General features: G+C 37.1%; 15 protein-coding genes and 1 pseudogene. 12 read left to right on the plus strand and 4 right to left on the minus strand.

Annotated elements, in window-relative coordinates; genetic code table 11:
• Positions 1-943, plus strand: a 943-nt coding sequence (locus BAU28_RS28405) for an RNA-guided endonuclease InsQ/TnpB family protein (protein WP_071721303.1), incomplete at its 5' end; no start/stop codon positions are given.
• A gap of 163 nt (positions 944-1,106) precedes the next feature.
• Positions 1,107-1,339: pseudogene (locus BAU28_RS28410) on the plus strand (peptide-methionine (S)-S-oxide reductase); the annotation flags it as partial.
• Between the two features lie 65 nt (positions 1,340-1,404).
• Here the strand turns inward: BAU28_RS28410 and speB are convergent.
• The gene (speB, locus tag BAU28_RS28415; protein ID WP_071721324.1) at positions 1,405-2,349 is read right to left on the minus strand and encodes an agmatinase; all 945 of its coding nucleotides are present in this window, start codon (positions 2,347-2,349) and stop codon (positions 1,405-1,407) included.
• A gap of 1,166 nt (positions 2,350-3,515) precedes the next feature.
• On the opposite strand from speB, the gene BAU28_RS28420 reads away from it, so the two are divergent.
• Positions 3,516-3,749 carry an NADH dehydrogenase gene (locus tag BAU28_RS28420; RefSeq protein WP_071721305.1) on the plus strand — a complete coding sequence of 78 codons (234 nt, stop codon included), beginning with the start codon at positions 3,516-3,518 and terminating at the stop codon, positions 3,747-3,749.
• Between the two features lie 103 nt (positions 3,750-3,852).
• On the opposite strand, the gene BAU28_RS28425 is transcribed toward BAU28_RS28420, so the two are convergent.
• Positions 3,853-4,065 (minus strand): hypothetical protein, encoded by a 213-nt coding sequence (locus BAU28_RS28425; RefSeq protein ID WP_071721307.1) that lies wholly within the window; start codon positions 4,063-4,065, stop codon positions 3,853-3,855.
• A 451-nt stretch (positions 4,066-4,516) separates the two neighbouring features.
• On the opposite strand from BAU28_RS28425, the gene BAU28_RS28430 reads away from it, so the two are divergent.
• Positions 4,517-5,518 (plus strand): LacI family DNA-binding transcriptional regulator, encoded by a 1,002-nt coding sequence (locus BAU28_RS28430; protein ID WP_048374267.1) that lies wholly within the window; start codon positions 4,517-4,519, stop codon positions 5,516-5,518.
• An 88-nt stretch (positions 5,519-5,606) separates the two neighbouring features.
• Here the strand turns inward: BAU28_RS28430 and BAU28_RS28435 are convergent, their stop codons facing one another.
• Positions 5,607-6,887, minus strand: coding sequence for an MFS transporter (locus BAU28_RS28435; protein WP_071721309.1), 1,281 nt, complete (start codon positions 6,885-6,887; stop codon positions 5,607-5,609).
• A 496-nt stretch (positions 6,888-7,383) separates the two neighbouring features.
• Here BAU28_RS28435 and iolG point away from each other — a divergent pair, with 496 nt between their 5' ends.
• The 8 genes from iolG to BAU28_RS28475 all read left to right on the plus strand — a co-directional run bounded on the left by iolG (position 7,384) and on the right by BAU28_RS28475 (position 17,035).
• Positions 7,384-8,409 carry an inositol 2-dehydrogenase gene (iolG, locus tag BAU28_RS28440; protein ID WP_070139537.1) on the plus strand — a complete coding sequence of 342 codons (1,026 nt, stop codon included), beginning with the start codon at positions 7,384-7,386 and terminating at the stop codon, positions 8,407-8,409.
• Positions 8,410-8,512: 103 nt separating this feature from the next.
• Positions 8,513-9,511, plus strand: coding sequence for a 5-dehydro-2-deoxygluconokinase (iolC, locus tag BAU28_RS28445; RefSeq protein WP_071721311.1), 999 nt, complete (start codon positions 8,513-8,515; stop codon positions 9,509-9,511).
• A gap of 78 nt (positions 9,512-9,589) precedes the next feature.
• Positions 9,590-11,053 (plus strand): CoA-acylating methylmalonate-semialdehyde dehydrogenase, encoded by a 1,464-nt coding sequence (locus BAU28_RS28450; protein WP_071721313.1) that lies wholly within the window; start codon positions 9,590-9,592, stop codon positions 11,051-11,053.
• Between the two features lie 154 nt (positions 11,054-11,207).
• Complete coding sequence (gene iolD / locus BAU28_RS28455) at positions 11,208-13,142, plus strand: 3D-(3,5/4)-trihydroxycyclohexane-1,2-dione acylhydrolase (decyclizing) (RefSeq protein WP_071721315.1); 1,935 nt, start codon at positions 11,208-11,210, stop codon at positions 13,140-13,142.
• 122 nt (positions 13,143-13,264) lie between these two features.
• On the plus strand, positions 13,265-14,161 hold the full coding sequence (iolE, locus tag BAU28_RS28460) for a myo-inosose-2 dehydratase (RefSeq protein WP_071721317.1): 897 nt from the start codon (positions 13,265-13,267) through the stop codon (positions 14,159-14,161).
• A gap of 72 nt (positions 14,162-14,233) precedes the next feature.
• On the plus strand, positions 14,234-15,232 hold the full coding sequence (locus BAU28_RS28465) for a LacI family DNA-binding transcriptional regulator (RefSeq protein WP_071721318.1): 999 nt from the start codon (positions 14,234-14,236) through the stop codon (positions 15,230-15,232).
• 62 nt (positions 15,233-15,294) lie between these two features.
• Entirely contained in the window at positions 15,295-16,140 is an 846-nt protein-coding gene (locus tag BAU28_RS28470; RefSeq protein ID WP_071721326.1) for a class II fructose-bisphosphate aldolase, read from the plus strand.
• A gap of 103 nt (positions 16,141-16,243) precedes the next feature.
• Positions 16,244-17,035: a 5-deoxy-glucuronate isomerase gene (locus tag BAU28_RS28475; protein ID WP_071721320.1), complete on the plus strand. Its 792-nt coding sequence runs from the start codon at positions 16,244-16,246 to the stop codon at positions 17,033-17,035.
• A gap of 348 nt (positions 17,036-17,383) precedes the next feature.
• On the opposite strand, the gene BAU28_RS28480 is transcribed toward BAU28_RS28475, so the two are convergent.
• Entirely contained in the window at positions 17,384-17,716 is a 333-nt protein-coding gene (locus BAU28_RS28480; protein ID WP_083595030.1) for a heterocycloanthracin/sonorensin family bacteriocin, read from the minus strand.
• Positions 17,717-17,812: the final 96 nt, after the last annotated feature.

The raw sequence follows: 17,812 nt of genomic DNA on the forward strand, positions 1-17,812 counted from the left end.
TGTTCCTTCGCAGCCTCTTCAGGAAGTGTTTGCGCGGTTGGAAAAAGCCTATAAAAAGTTCTTTAAAAAGGATGCTGGCTATCCAAAAATGAAAAGTTTTAAAGAATATCGCTCTATTACTCTTACTCAATTTGGTATGTTCAAATATAAAAAGAAGGATGGTTCGTTGGGGACAAGCCGTCGTATGTGTTCTCTCACAAAAGGCGGTAAACTTCTTATCTCGAAATTAGGGGTCATTGATATCAAATGGCACCGTAAATTAGATGGCCGCGTTAAACAAGTTGTCATAAAGCATCAAGGGAACCGTTGGTTTGCGACTTTTTGTGTTGAAAAACACGTAAACCAAGGCTCCATTTGTGATGCAAATAAAACAACTGGTATTGATGTAGGCATCAAAAAATTTGCGGTTCTATCTAATGGGGAAGAAGTTCAAAATCCTACGTTTCTACGCAAAGAAGAGCGTAAATTAAAACGTGCGCAACGTAAACATTCAAAAATGAAAAAAGGTTCGAAGAACTGGTGCAAGCAAGTAGCCAAAGTACAGCAAATTCATACGAAGATAGCGAATCAACGTAAGGATTTCTTACACAAGCTAAGCTTCAGATTAACCAACAGCTATGGTGTAATTTGTATAGAAGACCTAAAGATCAAAAATATGATACGTAACCGTCACCTAGCAAAATCCATCCACGATGCAGGTTGGGGGATGTTCCGTACATTCCTCTCCTACAAGGCAAAACGAAATGGTGGGAATTTGGTACTGGTAAAACCGCACTACACGTCACAAAAATGTTCGAAGTGCGGGGAGACAGTTAAGAAATCACTTTCTGTTCGTACGCACGTATGCAAACAATGTGGTACTGTACTGGATCGAGACCACAATGCAGCGATTAACATTGAAAAATCCGGCTTAACGCAAATTGCGTATCAGCCAGCTTATTAAATGTACATAACATCTATATAACTGTAGGGCAAGGTCTTGTCCGAACAGTATAATCTACGCCTGTGGAGAGCGTGTAAGACCGGATCTCGTAAGAGATAGGCAATGCTTGTAGAATCAGGAAGCCCCCACTTCAAGCGGTGATAACCGGTAAGTGGGGGGAGTTCACCACAATGAAATGCAAAAAGGGCCAGCTAAAAAATCAAAGCAAGCTCTAGCAGAAAGCTTAAGTTTAAAAATCCAATTGTAACGAAAATTCGTCAAGCAGCTCCTTTCTTTGAAGCAGAAGAATATCATCAACATTTTTATAAAAAGAACCCGGTGAAATATGCTCAAGAGCGCAAAGAATCTGGTCGTGAAGACTTTATTAAAGAAAAATGGCAAAAAAATAATAAATAAGTGTTTAAAGGTCTATGAAAAATAGTTTCATAGACCTTTATTATATTTCGATATAAATTTTCTGCTTACTTATTCTGTTCATGTTTCAACTGCAACGCAATCAAACTCGCAAAATCATGCACAAGTGTGGCAGCTAAAAGGGACGTGATTTGCGCTTGATCATATGGCGGTAATACTTCTACTAAGTCGAAACCAATATAATTAAAACCGCTTAATGCTCGCACCATGTCCAGCGTCTCTCGACTATTAAATCCCCCTACCTCTAGCGTACCTGTACCAGGCGCACAAGATGGATCTACAAAATCAATATCAAATGTTAAGAAACATGGTGTATCACCAATTGTTTCTCGCATTTGCTGGAGAATGCTTTCAAAACCACGATTGCATAATTCTGCTGTTGTAATGACGTTATAACCTAAATCACTACTAGCTTCTATATCACCAGGATGATTCAACGTTCCTCGGATTCCAATTTGGAATACCTTATCTGGTTGTAATAATCCTTCCTCATGTGCACGTATAAATGGCGAACCATGCCAATATTTTTCTTCATAATACGTATCCCACGTATCTGTGTGAGAATCAAAATGAATCATCGCGACAGGGCCATGAACTTTAGCTGCTGCACGAAGACTTGCTAATGTAATAGAATGATCTCCGCCAAGTCCTATTGGAATGATTCCTTGCTGCATTAATCCAAAAACAGCATCTTCAATTAAATCATAGCTACGATGAATATTATGCGGGATAACAGAAACATCCCCAATATCAATTGCATTTGTGTCATCAAACGGGTATACATGGTGAATTGGATGATAGGGAAACAACGTCATAGATGCTTGGCGAATTGCTTGCGGGGCAAAACGCGCACCAACGCGAAATGACGCAGCTGTATCAAATGGCATTCCTAAAATAGCAATTTTTGCTTGATCATTACTAGAAGGTAACCTCATAAATGTACCTGTCGTACAAAATTCTGGTTTTACGTCTGGTGTGAGTGGGTATTTCATTTTGCATTTCCCCTTTTTAGCATAATTTTTCAAATTTAAGGAAACTTCGCCTAAATCATTTTTTCTTTTATTATGCAAAAATTGTGCCATGTAAAAAGGGATTCATTACTTTCTCTCCTTACTTTTTGGCTTATGCAAAATTAAATAAACCATACCATAATGCATAAAAAGGACGTAAACGTAAAGTATATCCCAATATTTTTATTCGGCGGTTATTAATATATGTTATTGGAATAACGATTCCTATTTTAATGATCTTGATTCTATTTTTGGACCTATGTTTAATTCATAAAAATTGCACTCCAAGCTGCAAATGACATCATTACACCTCCTAATAATAAATTGTTGTAATTATACATTATATTATATCTTAATTTATCGATGTAATGTAGGTGAGGGAAAAAAAGTAAACAAAACAGTTATTTAATAAAAAAAGCAGTTAGCTTTTGCTAGCTGCTTCGCTCCCTGGAGAGTTCTCGTTATGTAATTTAGATGAAGATATTAGCTATTAAAAATATAGCTCCTATCAAAATTAGAGAATCAAATAAAATCAAGAACTGGTTTTTCTGTTGCTTTCGAAATTCCTTTATTAAGCTAAAAACTGCACTCATTCCGAAACAAATGTATAACAAAATCATTATTGTTTCTGACATACTTAACACTCCTAATATATTGATAGCTTAATTATATAACGAAAAACATATGCATGTAAGTTTTTAACAAAATCCTTATTTTTTATTAAAAACTGCCCTTGTATTATGGGGTCACAAGGGCAGAGAATATATGGGGTTGCAAAGGGACAATTTGCAAATCCTTATAAATTGTAACATGTATATAAGCCTAAAATGGTTACGGAAAAGTAACAAAAGCGTTATTTAAATAAAAGGAACCCCGTTTGTCTGGGGGGCTCCTAAGGGTAATCGTCAAGTAATGACGTACTCGACTAATTAACAATATCATGAATTTTTTGGTAAAAATACTGGTAAATGCGTCCAAATGAATAGGGCATCATTTGGAACAAAAACGCTATTTTGTACAGCAAGAAAAGGAGTACCCTATTAAGATGCTCCTAATCGCTAATAAATACCCAATCTCATTAAAGTATATGTGCATTTTATCTAATTATGATTATAGAAATTTCATTTTGTAGAAAAGGGGGGATAAATGTGGAAAAGTGGCCGGAAGAGAGAATTGAAGCCTATAAGCATTATGTGAAAACGGATATTGAAGCGCTCCAAGGTTTTGAAAATAGAATAAAGACTTTACGAGAAGAATTGCAAAATCTTGAAAAGCATAGAGAAAGAAAAATTGCTGAAGTAGAGAAGCAAGTTACACAATTATATTATCAAGGTTGGGAAATGAAAAGTAGTGAATGGGTTCGAATTAAGAATACACAATAAAAGAGCAGCTAGCAAAAGCTAACTGCTCTCTACAAGGAGATACAGAGAAGACTACTTTAAATGAGTGTTGGCATACAGCCTACATACAGTATTGACCAAATATTTATTTTAAATCCAATTTACTTAAAGTAAACATCCCAACAAATAAAATGGCTGCGCCTACTGCAGAACCTAGCCATTCTCTCCAACCTAATGTATTTAAAGGTGTATCTGTTAAATCCATAATTAAGAAGACAGCAAACATTAATACACCAAATGCTAAGCATCCCCATAGTGTTTGTAAAGATTTAATCATCTTCTTTCGGAACTTGTTCATATAAAATCACCCTTACTAATACTTTGTATTTTTATAAATAAATTATTGCATGTATAAAGGTTGAAAGTACAGAATATGCAATATTACATATTTTGATAAGGCAGCTGCAGTTACGTCGAAAAGGTTATAAAAATTTCATTTTAAAGAATTGTTTTTGTCTATAGTTGAAGTGTAACCAAAAAACAAGTGCTTTTCTATGAAAAAGCGATACTTTCACCCCATGCCTAAAGGCGGACTAAAGTCCGATATGGTCTTTCCTGTATCACGAAATCTGTAAAAAACTTTAATATAAGGGGAATGTTTATAGGTTGAAATAGCCACTTGGAATAAGTTTTTACGTAAATGAGAGGAAGTACCTATAAACTTTTAAAAGATTTCCTTTTGTATACCAATAGGCAAAATTTATTTATGATAAAATATAGAAAAAGATGATTAAGAAGGGACAATTAAAGTGAAACCAACAATTTATGATGTTGCGGAAAAAGCAGGTGTATCAATAGCGACTGTATCTAAGGTAATTAATCAAACAGGGCGTATTAGTGAAAAAACAATAAACAAAGTAAATAAAGTAATGGATGAATTAGATTACCAACCAAGTAGTGTGGCAGCAGCGTTAACAGGTAAAAAAACATATACGATTGGGGTACTTGTCCCAGATATTTCAAACTCCTTTTTTGCAGAAGTAGCAAGAGCATTTGAAAATAGCGCACGAGAATCAGGGTATACACTCATTTTATGTAGTACAGACCATCAAACAAAACGTGAGCATGAATACATTGATTTACTATTTAAAAAGCAAGTAGATGGCATTATTATTGCAACGGAGCTAAATGATTATAAACTTGTTAAAAAAATCGTGAACCGAGATTTGCCGCTTGTTTTATTTACTGTTGATCATCCTTCCATCACAACTCATGTTGTGACAACTGATGATATGAGGGGAGGCTATTTAGCAGGGAATTATCTAACGCAGAAAGGCCATACATCTTTAACGATTATGATGGAGAAGGATAGAAAAAGTAGCTTAGGGAGACTGAATGGTTTCAAACAAGCTCTTACAGATTCAGGGGTTTCGTTAGATGATGATGCTATAATTAGCTGCTATTCGACAGTTGAAGATAGCAAACGTGCAAGTAAAGAATTACTTAGTTTGCCTAATAGGCCTACAGCGGTTTTTGCTTGTACAGATTTAATTGCGATATGCCTTATGAATGAAGCAAGAAAACAAGGACTTTCGATTCCGGAAGATTTATCAATTATTGGATTCGATAATACAATCTATGCCGAGATTGCAGATCCAGGGTTAACGACAATTGAACAGCCTATTACACAAATGGCAGCCTGTACGTTTGAACAACTCTTAAAAACGATGGAAATGAAGGCACATGCTAAGCAAAAAATTACAATTATTCCTCAATTAGTAGAGCGATCCTCAGTAAAGGATATTACATGAAAGCTTTTTTAATAGCCTACTTGAATGTAACGAAAAGAAGGGCATCGTAACCATGTGCAGTTATGATGACCTTCTTTTTATTTAGAGTTTATACTGAGAATTGCTCGCCGCTTTTCGTATTTAAATCCTGCTTAATCTCATTCTCCTTTGGAATAGTAAGGAAATGAGTTAGAAATGCACCAAAGAAGTACAAACCGGCAAAGATCCACATCACACCGCCAACACCTAATGGACCGATGAAAGCCGTTACGACTAATGGTCCAACAAATGCTGATAATCCTGAACCTAAATTTAAGACAGACATTGCCGCTCCTTTATTTTCAGGAGATAAAGATGGGACTAATGCTGTAAGAGGTACATAACCGGCAAGTGTTGCTCCGTAGCAACATGCAACAAATAATATTGCCCAATAATTATGTCCTACCATTTGTGGTACATAATAGAGTGCAAGAGTTACAATTCCGCAACCGACTCCTCCGAACCATTTAATCGTATTTACCCAACCAAACTTGTCTCCAACAATACCAAAAATAATATTAAACACCATATTTACAAAGAATAGAGTACCCCAAATTTGTAGCCATTCAGTCATTGTAAAATTATATTTCATCATATAAGTAGGCAGGAAAACAACAAATCCAAACTGAGCGGCCGAGTTTATAATTTTAACAATACCACCTATACCAACTTTAGGATTTTCAAATGCGATGGTAATGCCTTTTAGTAATTCACTTGATTTGTTAGCGCTTACGGTTTGTGCTTTGAATTTGTCTTTATTTACAACAATAGAGAATAATCCTCCGACGACAACAAAAATTAAGGCGCTCCATAAAGTAGCGATTTCCCCGATTTTAGGAACCATATAGCTAGAATAAAAGGCACCTATAACACTAAGTCCAAGCTGGAATACGAACCAGAACCAGCCAACTGCTCTTGAAAGCATTTGTTGAGGAGTACTGTAAGATACCCAAACTAGGAAAGAATAAGCAAATAAGGGATAACCAAATCCTCGTAGAGCGTAGCAAAGTAATATAACGGGATAATTCATATGTTGAATTCCTATACCGATGAATCCAATAGAACCTAAAATGAATGATACTAAACCAAACGTCATTACTTTTCTTGGTCCCCACATTTGTACAAATACCCCCGAAAACCAAGAAGAAGCAGAAACAGTAATTCCATAAATGGTAAACAGAAAAGCAGCATGTTCTAGCGTTAGGCCTTTCTCAACGAGATAAGGGGATAACCATCCTTGTTCTAAACCATCCCCGATCATAAAAACAATAATCCCTATGTATCCCCAAGTTAAATTAGAAGGGATACCAATCTTGTCCATAAATGTTTTGTTTGAACTAATTGCGTTCATTCTCCCACCACCGATAAATTATTTTTGGTTAAGCGCTTAATTCTTTTTGATAAAAAAAGTATACGCTTACATTATGGGGTCGTCAATGAAATTTTTTGACAATTTACAACTTTCTTTCATAAGGGTGCAATCTATTTACTTATTGGTCACTAAAATGATCGTGAACATGAATAGAAAGAAATAACTTAAAGATGGGTTGTCAGTAGTTTAAAGGTTTAATTTTCTTTGTTATATCAGTATTTTAAAAGAGTATATTTGTAGCTATTTAGATTATTTGTTTCTAATTATTAATTGGTATATGGATGTAGTACGCATATTGAGGAAATTTGAAATTCGGATGACAAGAAAAGTATTCAAAAAAATAAAAATGTTTTCAATTTAGGGTCAAGTGTGTATAATGAAGAAAAATAGGGAAAGCGCTTAACTAAATTTGATGTGCTAAACCTTATAGACTTTCATTTCGTTTCTTAAATTTTAATAAAGAGGGAGAAATCATATGAATGTTTTAACGATTGGGATTATTGGTGCTGGACGAATTGGGAAACTGCATGTTGATAATTTGCAGCTTATGCCACAAGTGAAAATTAAAGCGGTTTCAGATGTAGTGATTAGTCATCTAGAAAAGTGGGCTCAAGATAAAGGGATTTCCACTCTGACTACAAACTATCAGGATTTATTAGCAGATCCAGAAATTGATGCTGTCTTTATTTGTTCACCAACAAATACACATGCGCAAATTATTAAAGAAGCGGCACTTGCGAAAAAACATATTTTCTGCGAAAAGCCTGTTAGTTTCTCAGTAGAAGAAACATTAGATGCATTAGAAGTAGTAAAAGAACAAGGTGTATCTCTTCAAGTAGGTTTTAATCGCCGTTTCGATCCTAACTTCAGGAAAGTCTATGATCTTATTCAACAAGGAGAAGTGGGACACCCACATATTTTAAAAATTACGTCTAGAGATCCACAACCGCCAAGTATTGAATATGTTCGCTCTTCAGGTGGATTGTTTATGGATATGATGATTCATGATTTTGATATGGCTCGATATGTAATGAATAGTGAAGTTGTTGAAGTATTTGCTTATGGAACAACACTAATTGATCCGTCCATTCAGGAAGTAAATGATGTTGATACGGCAATTGTCACATTAAAATTTGCAAATGGAGCATTAGGTGTAATCGATAATAGCCGCCAAGCTGTTTATGGATATGACCAGCGTCTTGAAGTGTTTGGTGAAAAGGGAGCGGTCGCTGCGGATAATTGCTGCCCGACAACTGTACAAGTGTCAAAAACAGAAGGTGTTGTAAAAGATAAGCCGCTTTATTTCTTCTTAGAGCGCTACACGCAGGCTTACATTGAGGAAGTAACACAATTTACAAAGTCAATTATAGAGGGACAAGCTGTTATTTGCAGTGGTAATGATGGGTTACAAGCAGAACGAATTGCGAAAGCTGCGAAGGAATCTTTACTAACAGGAAAACCTGTTCAAATTGAACATAAACAACCTGCATTAAATCAATGAAGAGAGCGCTTACTTCTAGATAGATAAAGAGTCATGAATATTAGGTTTATAAAAATATTAACCATATCATTCACTCTTTCATAAAGCATGGGAGGTAGTAACAATGAATCCACTTATTTTTAAAGAATATTGTCCATTAGACCTAATTGCAGTTGGACGTTTATGCGTTGATTTAAATGCCAATGAAACACAACGCCCTATGGAAGAAACGAGAACATTTACTAAGTATGTAGGGGGATCTCCTGCCAATATTGCAATTGGTGCGGCACGTCTTGGTTTACATACAGGATTTATCGGTAAAGTGTCCGATGATCAAATGGGCCGCTTTATTACAGGGTACCTAAAGGACAATAATATTAATACAGATCAGATATGTATCGATCGTACTGGTGCAGTGACGGGTCTAGCTTTTACAGAAATTAAAAGCCCTGAAGATTGCAGTATTTTAATGTACCGCGACAATGTCGCAGATTTAAATCTTGATCCAACAGAAGTATCTGAGGCTTATATTAAACAATCGAAAGCTCTCTTAATTTCAGGAACAGCTTTAGCGAAAAGTCCTTCTCGCGAGGCGGTATTTTTAGCGCTCGAATATGCACGTAAGCATGATGTAGTCGTATTTTTTGATGTTGATTACCGCCCTTATACATGGCAGTCAGAAGCGGAAACGGCTGTGTATTACAATCTAGCGGCTGAAAAATCTGATGTTATTATTGGAACGCGTGAAGAATTCGATATGATGGAAAAACTATTAAACTACGAACAATCTAATGATCGAGTTACGGCTGAAAGATGGTTTTCTCATCATGCGAAAATCGTCGTAATTAAGCACGGCGGGGATGGTTCAATCGCTTATACGAGAGACGGTCAATCTCACCGCGGCGGTATCTTTAAAACAAAGGTATTAAAGACGTTTGGCGCTGGCGACTCGTATGCATCTGCGTTTATTTATGGCTTAATGCAAGGGCTTGAGATTCCTCAAGCGATGCGATTAGGAGGCGCTTCGGCTTCGATTGTTATTTCCAAGCACAGCTGTTCTGATGCAATGCCAACAAGGGCAGAGATTTCTGCATTCATGGAAACGGCTGAGGAAATTGTATAGAAACATCATAAACCAATAATCAAGTAAGGGCGTATCCTGTTGGACGCTTCTACATTACATAAAAGGGAGAGAATGAATATGACAGTACAAACAGCACAAATTGTAAAAAACTATATTGGCGGCGAATGGGTAGAATCCTCTTCAACTAAGATGGAAGCTGTATATAATCCTGCAACAGGAGAAGTAATCGCTCAAGTACCACTTTCAACGAAAGAAGATGTTGAACAAGCTGTACTAGCAGCAAATAAAGCGTTCCAACTTTGGTCCAAAACAGCTGTGCCAAAACGTGCTCGTATTTTATTTAAATATCAACAATTACTAGTAGATAACTGGGAAGAGTTAGCGAAACTTATTACGATTGAAAATGGAAAAAGCTATAACGAAGCCTATGGTGAAGTTCTTCGTGGTATTGAGTGCGTGGAATTTGCAGCGGGTGCCCCTACATTAATGATGGGAAAACAGCTACCTGATATTGCGACAGGTATTGAATCTGGTATGTATCGTTACCCAATTGGTGTTATAGGCGGGATTACACCTTTTAACTTCCCAATGATGGTTCCATGCTGGATGTTCCCACTTGCGATTGCGTGCGGTAATACATTTGTATTAAAACCATCAGAGCGTACACCACTGCTAGCGGCAAAATTAGCTGAATTAGCTGAAGAAGCTGGTTTACCTAAAGGTGTATTAAATATCGTAAATGGCGCACACGATGTAGTAAACGGTCTTCTGGAACATAAATTAGTGAAGGCTATTTCGTTTGTAGGTTCTCAGCCAGTTGCAGAATATGTATACAAAAAAGGAACAGAAAACTTAAAACGTGTTCAAGCATTAGCAGGTGCGAAAAACCATTCCATCGTATTAAATGATGCGAATCTTGACCTCGCAACAAAACAAATTATCAGTGCTGCATTCGGTTCAGCTGGTGAGCGTTGTATGGCTGCTTCTGTTGTAACAGTAGAAGAAGAAATTGCAGATCAATTAGTTGGAAGACTAGTAGAAGAAGCAAATAAAATCGTGATTGGCAATGGTCTTGATGAAGATGTGTTTTTAGGACCAGTTATTCGTGATAATCATAAAGAGCGCACAATTGGTTACATCGATTCAGGTGTAGAACAGGGGGCTACGTTAGTTCGTGATGGACGCGAAGATACAGCTGTAAAAGGAGCTGGTTATTTCGTTGGGCCAACAATTTTTGACCATGTCACAAAAGAAATGAAAATCTGGCAAGATGAGATTTTTGCTCCTGTTTTATCAATTGTTCGTGTGAAATCATTGGATGAAGCGATTGAAATTGCGAATGAGTCTCGCTTTGCAAATGGAGCTTGCATCTATACAGATAGCGGGGCAAGTGTACGTCAATTCCGTGAAACAATTGAATCAGGCATGTTAGGTGTGAATGTTGGGGTTCCAGCACCAATGGCATTCTTCCCGTTTTCTGGCTGGAAAGACTCTTTCTATGGAGATCTTCATGCGAACGGTACTGACGGCGTTGAGTTTTATACAAGAAAGAAAATGCTTACATCTCGTTGGGAAAAGTAATTATTAAGAGAGAAGTAGAATCTCTCTAGTTGTTCGTAAGCGAAAGTAACGGAAGTATGAAAACATAAGAAGGAAGTATTAGGAGTCTATCAAATTCCTGATACTCCTTTTTCATATGCAGAATGACTGATAGAGATAGAAAGGAGCAAACAATATGCAAACTGTTAGAATGACGACGGCACAAGCCTTGGTAAAATTTTTGAACAAGCAGTACGTAGAGTTTGATGGAGAGCAACAAAAGTTTATTAAGGGAATCTTTACTATTTTTGGTCATGGAAATGTAGTAGGCCTAGGTCAAGCTTTAGAAGAAGACGCAGGGGAATTAGAAGTATATCAAGGGAGAAATGAGCAAGGAATGGCAAATGCTGCGATGGCCTTTGCTAAACAAAAACACAGAAAACAAATTATGGCATGTACTTCTTCTGTTGGTCCTGGATCAGCAAATATGATTACCTCTGCTGCAACAGCTTCTGCAAATAATATTCCAGTTTTACTACTTCCAGGTGATGTATTTGCAACGAGACAACCTGATCCTGTTCTTCAACAAATTGAACAAACACATGACTTATCTATTTCTACGAATGATGCTTTTCGTGCAGTAAGTAAGTACTGGGATCGGATAAATCGTCCAGAACAATTGATGACAGCTATGATTCAAGCCATGCGTGTTTTAACGAATTCAGCAGATACAGGAGCTGTAACAATTTGTTTACCACAAGATGTCCAAGGAGAAGCGTGGGATTTTCCAAGTTACTTCTTCCAAAAGCGTGTTCACCGTATTGAACGTCGTTTACCTACAAAAGCCAGCTTAGCGGATGCGGTTGAAATGATTAAGAGAAAGAAAAAGCCAATTATGATTTGCGGTGGTGGTGTAAGATACGCAGAAGCGGCAGAGGAACTCAAACAATTTGCTGAAACATTCCACATTCCATTTGGGGAAACACAAGCTGGGAAAAGCGCGATTGAAAGCAGCCATCCATATAACCTTGGCGGCATTGGAGTAACCGGAAATTTAGCAGCTAATACAATTGCAAAGGAAGCGGATCTTGTTATTGGAATCGGGACGAGATTTACTGATTTTACAACGGCATCTAAGCAATTGTTTCAGAATGAAGAGGTTGAGTTTTTAAACATCAACATTTCAGAATTCCATGCGAACAAGCTCGATGCAATGAAGGTTATAGCAGATGCGAAAGAAGCGCTTCTTGCTCTAATAGATGAACTGCAAGCAATTGATTATCGATCTAGTTATACAGTAGAAATCGCTGATGCAAAAGAGGCTTGGGAAACAGAATTAGCACGTCTACATAATATTCGCTTTACAGGTAAAGATTTTACACCAGAAGTCGAAGGTCATTTCGATGAGAATTTAAATGAGTATGTGGACGCACTTGGTACACAATTAACACAGACTGCAGTCATTGGACAAATTAATACATTACTTGATGAAGATGCAATCATCGTTGGTGCGGCAGGAAGTCTTCCGGGTGATTTACAAAGAATGTGGACATCGAGAAAACCAAATACATATCACATGGAGTATGGATATTCTTGCATGGGCTATGAGGTTGCAGGCGCACTTGGTGCAAAGCTAGCTGAACCATCGAAGGAAGTATATGCAATGGTAGGGGATGGCAGTTACCAAATGCTTCATTCTGAGCTCGTCACAAGTCTTCAAGAAAACAAAAAAATTAATGTCTTATTGTTTGATAACTCCGGATTTGGCTGCATTAATAACTTACAAATGGGCAATGGAATGGGGAGCTTTGGAACAGAGTTTCGCTACCGAAACCAGGAAACTCGTAAATTAAATGGGGCTATTATGAAAATTGATTTTGCAGCTAGCGCGGCTGGATATGGTGTGAAAACGTATCGTGTTACATCGATAGAACAATTGCAGGAAGCGCTTAAAGATGCGAAAAAACAAACGGTTACTACATTGATTGATATTAAAGTATTACCAAAAACAATGACAAATGGATACGAGTCATGGTGGCATGTAGGTGTTGCAGAAGTATCTAATAGTCAAAGTGTACAAGCTGCGTACGAGAGTAAAGTAAGTAACTTGCAAAAGGCAAGATCTTATTAGATTAGGACACAAAAAGGGCTTTTTATCTACATGCATATTTTTTAGAAAGCTCTCTTTTTAACGGACAGATAAGAGAAGTTGGCGAATTTCTATAACATTTTGCAAAGAGGAGAGACAAGGGGATGTTCAAAGAAAACACGATTAAGCTTGGAATTGCACCAATCGCTTGGACAAATGATGATATGCCGGAGCTAGGAGCAGAAAATACATTTGAACAATGTATTAGTGAGATGGCACTAGCTGGTTTTAATGGGAGTGAAGTTGGTAATAAATATCCGAGAAATACAGTTGTATTGAAAAAATCTTTGGGATTACGAAACCTGGAGATTGCTAGCGCATGGTTTAGTGCGTTCTTGACAACGAAGCCGCTTGAAGAGACGGTACAAGCATTTATTAAACATAGGGATTTCTTGCATGATATGGGTGCAAAAGTCATCGTTGTATCAGAGCAAGGACATAGTATTCAAGGTTTAATGGATGTACCGCTATTTAAAAACAAGCCCGTTTTTACAGAAGAAGAGTGGGATAAACTTGCGGATGGGTTACATCACCTCGGTAAATTAGCTCAGGAAAAGGGGCTACATATTGTATACCATCATCATATGGGTACGGGTGTTCAAACAACGGCAGAAATTGAAAGGTTAATGGATATGACTGATCCAGAGCTTGTATCCCTGCTTTTTGATACAGGTCATCTTGTTTTTTCAGGAGAAGAGCCGCTTTATATTTTGAAAAAATATTTACCTCGTATTAAACACGTACATTTAAAAGATATTCGCCAGGAAGTAGTAGATGCTGTAAAGGAAAACAATTTAAGCTTCTTACAGGCAGTGAAGAAGGGTGCATTTACAGTTCCCGGAGATGGCGTAATTGTATTTGATGAAGTGTTTACTATCCTTGCAAACTCTTATTATAAAGGCTGGTTTGTAGTAGAAGCAGAGCAAGACCCAGCTTTAGCGAATCCTTTTGAATATGCATTAAAAGCCCGAAAATTTATACAAGAGAAAGCAGGTCTTTAATTACCCATTGTGAGATTACAAGTTTCAATGGCTATTAAAAAAATAGGGGATAGTAGGAAAGTGAGGTGTTATATGAAACCAACAATTTATAGTGTTGCTGAAGAAGCGGGTGTATCTATATCAACTGTATCAAAGGTAATAAATCAGACTGGGAATATTAGTGAACGTACAAGGCGAAAAGTACATCAGGTAATGGATGAACTAAATTACCATCCAAGTGTTGTGGCATCTGCTTTAACAGGAAAACAAACAAAAATGATCGGTCTTCTCATCCCTGACATCTCCAATCCGTTTTTTGCTGAAGTAGCAAGAAGTATTGAGGACCGAAGCTATGAGCTAGGATTTCATGTCATGATATGTAATACGGATAATGATGCACAGAAAGAAAAGAAGTATTTATCCTTGTTAACTTGTCAAAGAATCGATGGTCTTATTATCGCTTCGGCTTTCCGAAATGCTAGCTTACTAGAGAATATGGTAAAGCAGGATGTGCCTGTTAGTTTAATCGCTTCAGAAATTTTTAATTTACCCGTCAACACTGTAACTGTAGATGATTATAAAGGAGCTTATTTAGCTACTTCTTATTTACTATCTTTACATCATAGGAAAATCGCTATTATTACAGAGGATGCCAAAAGTAATCAGCTTCGCTTGCGTGCTTTTAAAGATGTTATGCAAGAAGAAGGAATCATTGTACCCAGCGATTATATAGTGAAAACGGAAGCGACAATTCAAAAAGGATTTGAGAGTGCTCAACAACTCTTGAGACTACAAGAAAGGCCAACCGCGATTTTTGCATGTAATGATTTATTAGCGATTGGAGTCATGAAAGCTGCTAAAAGAGTTGGTTTAAATGTCCCTGAAGATTTATCAATTATTGGCTTTGATAATACTGTACTTTCTACTACAACAACCCCTATGTTAACGACCATTGCCCAGCCAATGAAGCAAATGGGTACAAAGGTAGTAGAGTTGCTCGTTGAAGAGATGAAACATCCAAAACTTTGTAAGGAACATTTGCTTCTTACCCCTGAGTTAATTATTCGACAATCAACTTGCCCCCTTACATAAGGAATAGAAAGAAAAGATTTTTGATTTTACATTTAATAAATAATATTGAAAAAGGTGATGTAATGCCATTAGTGCAAATGAAGGATATTTTAATAAAAGCTTATCAAGAGAATTATGGGGTTGGAGCTTTCAGTGTTGCCAATATGGAAATGGTGATGGGGGCTATTAAGGCGGCTGAAGAGTTGCGTTCTCCACTTATTCTACAAATTGCAGAAGTTCGTTTGAATCATTCGCCAATTCATATGATTGGTCCTTTAATGGTAGCTGCGGCGAAAGAAGCAACTGTCCCTGTAGCTGTTCACTTTGATCATGGTATGACAATTGAAAGGATTAAAGAGACGTTAGAGATTGGTTTTAGTTCAGTTATGTTTGATGGCTCTCACTATCCATTAGAAGAGAATATCCAAAAGACAAAAGAAGTTGTAGGGCTGGCGAAAAAGTACGGAGCGACGGTAGAGGCAGAGATTGGGAGAGTAGGTGGTAGTGAGGACGGATCAGAAGATATTGAGATGCTGCTGACAAGTACTCAAGAAGCAAAACGATTTGCAGAAGAAACAAATGTAGATGCATTGGCTGTTGCAATTGGAAATGCACACGGTATGTATAATGGAAATCCTAATTTACGGTTAGACCGCTTAAGAGAAATTAATGAGGTAGTTCATATTCCATTGGTATTACATGGTGGTTCTGGCATTAGTCCAGAGGATTTCAAGCAATGTATTTTACATGGTGTTCGCAAAATTAATGTAGCAACAGCAACGTTTCATAATGTAATCACTGCGGTTAACACCACTGTTGGAAACGCTCCTTATTCAGATTACTTTACGTATCATCAAGATGTAATTTCCGCCGCATACGAAAACGTAAAAAATCATATGCGAATATTTGGAAGTGAAAACAGAGTATAACGAGAAAGGCTTCCTTCATCAGTAATAGAAGAAACTCGAAGTTTAGTGAACTGAATAGGGAGGAAGTTATAGAGTGCTCATTAGATAAAAGGGGGAGAAATCCGTGTTAGGAAAATTAGGTGAATTAAAAGAAGGATATAATGTATTAACGGAAATGAATGGTCAGTGCAGTGATATGTTAATGGACATAGGTATATATAAGATGTCTAATGGAAAAGAAGAGTTGCTATTAGATATTAATAATGAAACGGCAATTCTTTTACTAGAAGGGACAATCCGTTTAGAGTGGGAAGGAATTGAACAAGTTATTCAAAGACAGTCTGTTTTTGAAGAAAACCCTTGGTGTTTACATGTGGCTAAAAATGTAAAGATTACAATTACTGCTCTTTCAGACAGTGAAGTGCTTGTTCAAAAAACGGATAATGACGAAGAATTCGCGTCCAAGTTATATAATCCAGATGAGTGTCAAAGTGTTGTAGCTGGAGAAGGAGTATGGGAGGGAACAGCGCAGCGTGTTATTCGCACAATTTTTGACTATAATAATGCAGCATATTCTAATATGGTAGTTGGAGAAGTTATTTCTTATCCAGGACGATGGTCCAGTTATCCGCCGCATCACCATGACCAACCAGAGGTATATTATTATCGCTTTAACAAGGAGCAGGGATTTGGGTGTGCAATGGTTGGTGAGGATGCTTATCGCGTCGTACATAATAGTTTTATTACGATTCCAGGTGAGCTAGATCACCCACAAGCAACGGCGCCTGGATATGCAATGTATTTTTGTTGGATGATTCGACATCTTGAGAATAATCCATGGAATGATCGTATCATGGAGGAAGAACACAAGTGGTTATTAGAACCAAACACGAAAATTTGGCCAGAAAAGGAATAGACGAAAATAAAGGTTTTGGTGCAAAAAAATATAAAAAAGTAGATTCAAAATAAATGATTATAAGAATAAAGCAGCACGTTCTGTATTATAAATAAGCGCACTTTCTTGTTAAGAGAATGCGCTTATTTACATTATTTATATTGAGTATGAGAAAAAATAAGGCTCTCTAACTCTACAGGCGCCTTTGCGAGGGTGCTTTTTTTATTGCACATTATGGATAAGGACAAGCATATATTGAAGCGTAGGACAAGTTCACTCGCTTGTATCCTATTTCAATACTCATCGGAAACTCCTTATCACTTATTTTAGCATCTACTGACATGGATGCTTTTTTTCATATATAAAGAATTAAAACATTGTAGTACCATTAAAACTATCAAAACCATCAAAACAATTAGAGCAACCACCGCAACCACCGCAACCACCACAACCAAAACCAAAACAACCGAAGCAACCAAAACAACGGAATCCACCACAACGAAATCCACCACAACGAAATCCACCACCACAACGAAATCCACCACCACCACAACGGAATCCACCACCGCCACAGCGACGAGCATCATCTTCAATATAGTAATATGGATATTGGTTTTGCTGGTCCCAATACACAACATTTCCAGACTGATAATCATTAAGGCTTAACGATTGTAGTTCTTGTTGAAAATTATTCATTTTCATGCCCCCCGTTTATAAACTAAAACCCCATCGATGCTTTCCTATATTTCTGTTCGTTAAATCTAAGTAGAAATAGCGCTATAAACTAAGTTCAATACG

It is taken from the genome of Bacillus paramycoides (genome assembly GCF_001884235.1).
Classification (GTDB): Bacteria; Bacillota; Bacilli; order Bacillales; family Bacillaceae_G; genus Bacillus_A; species Bacillus_A paramycoides.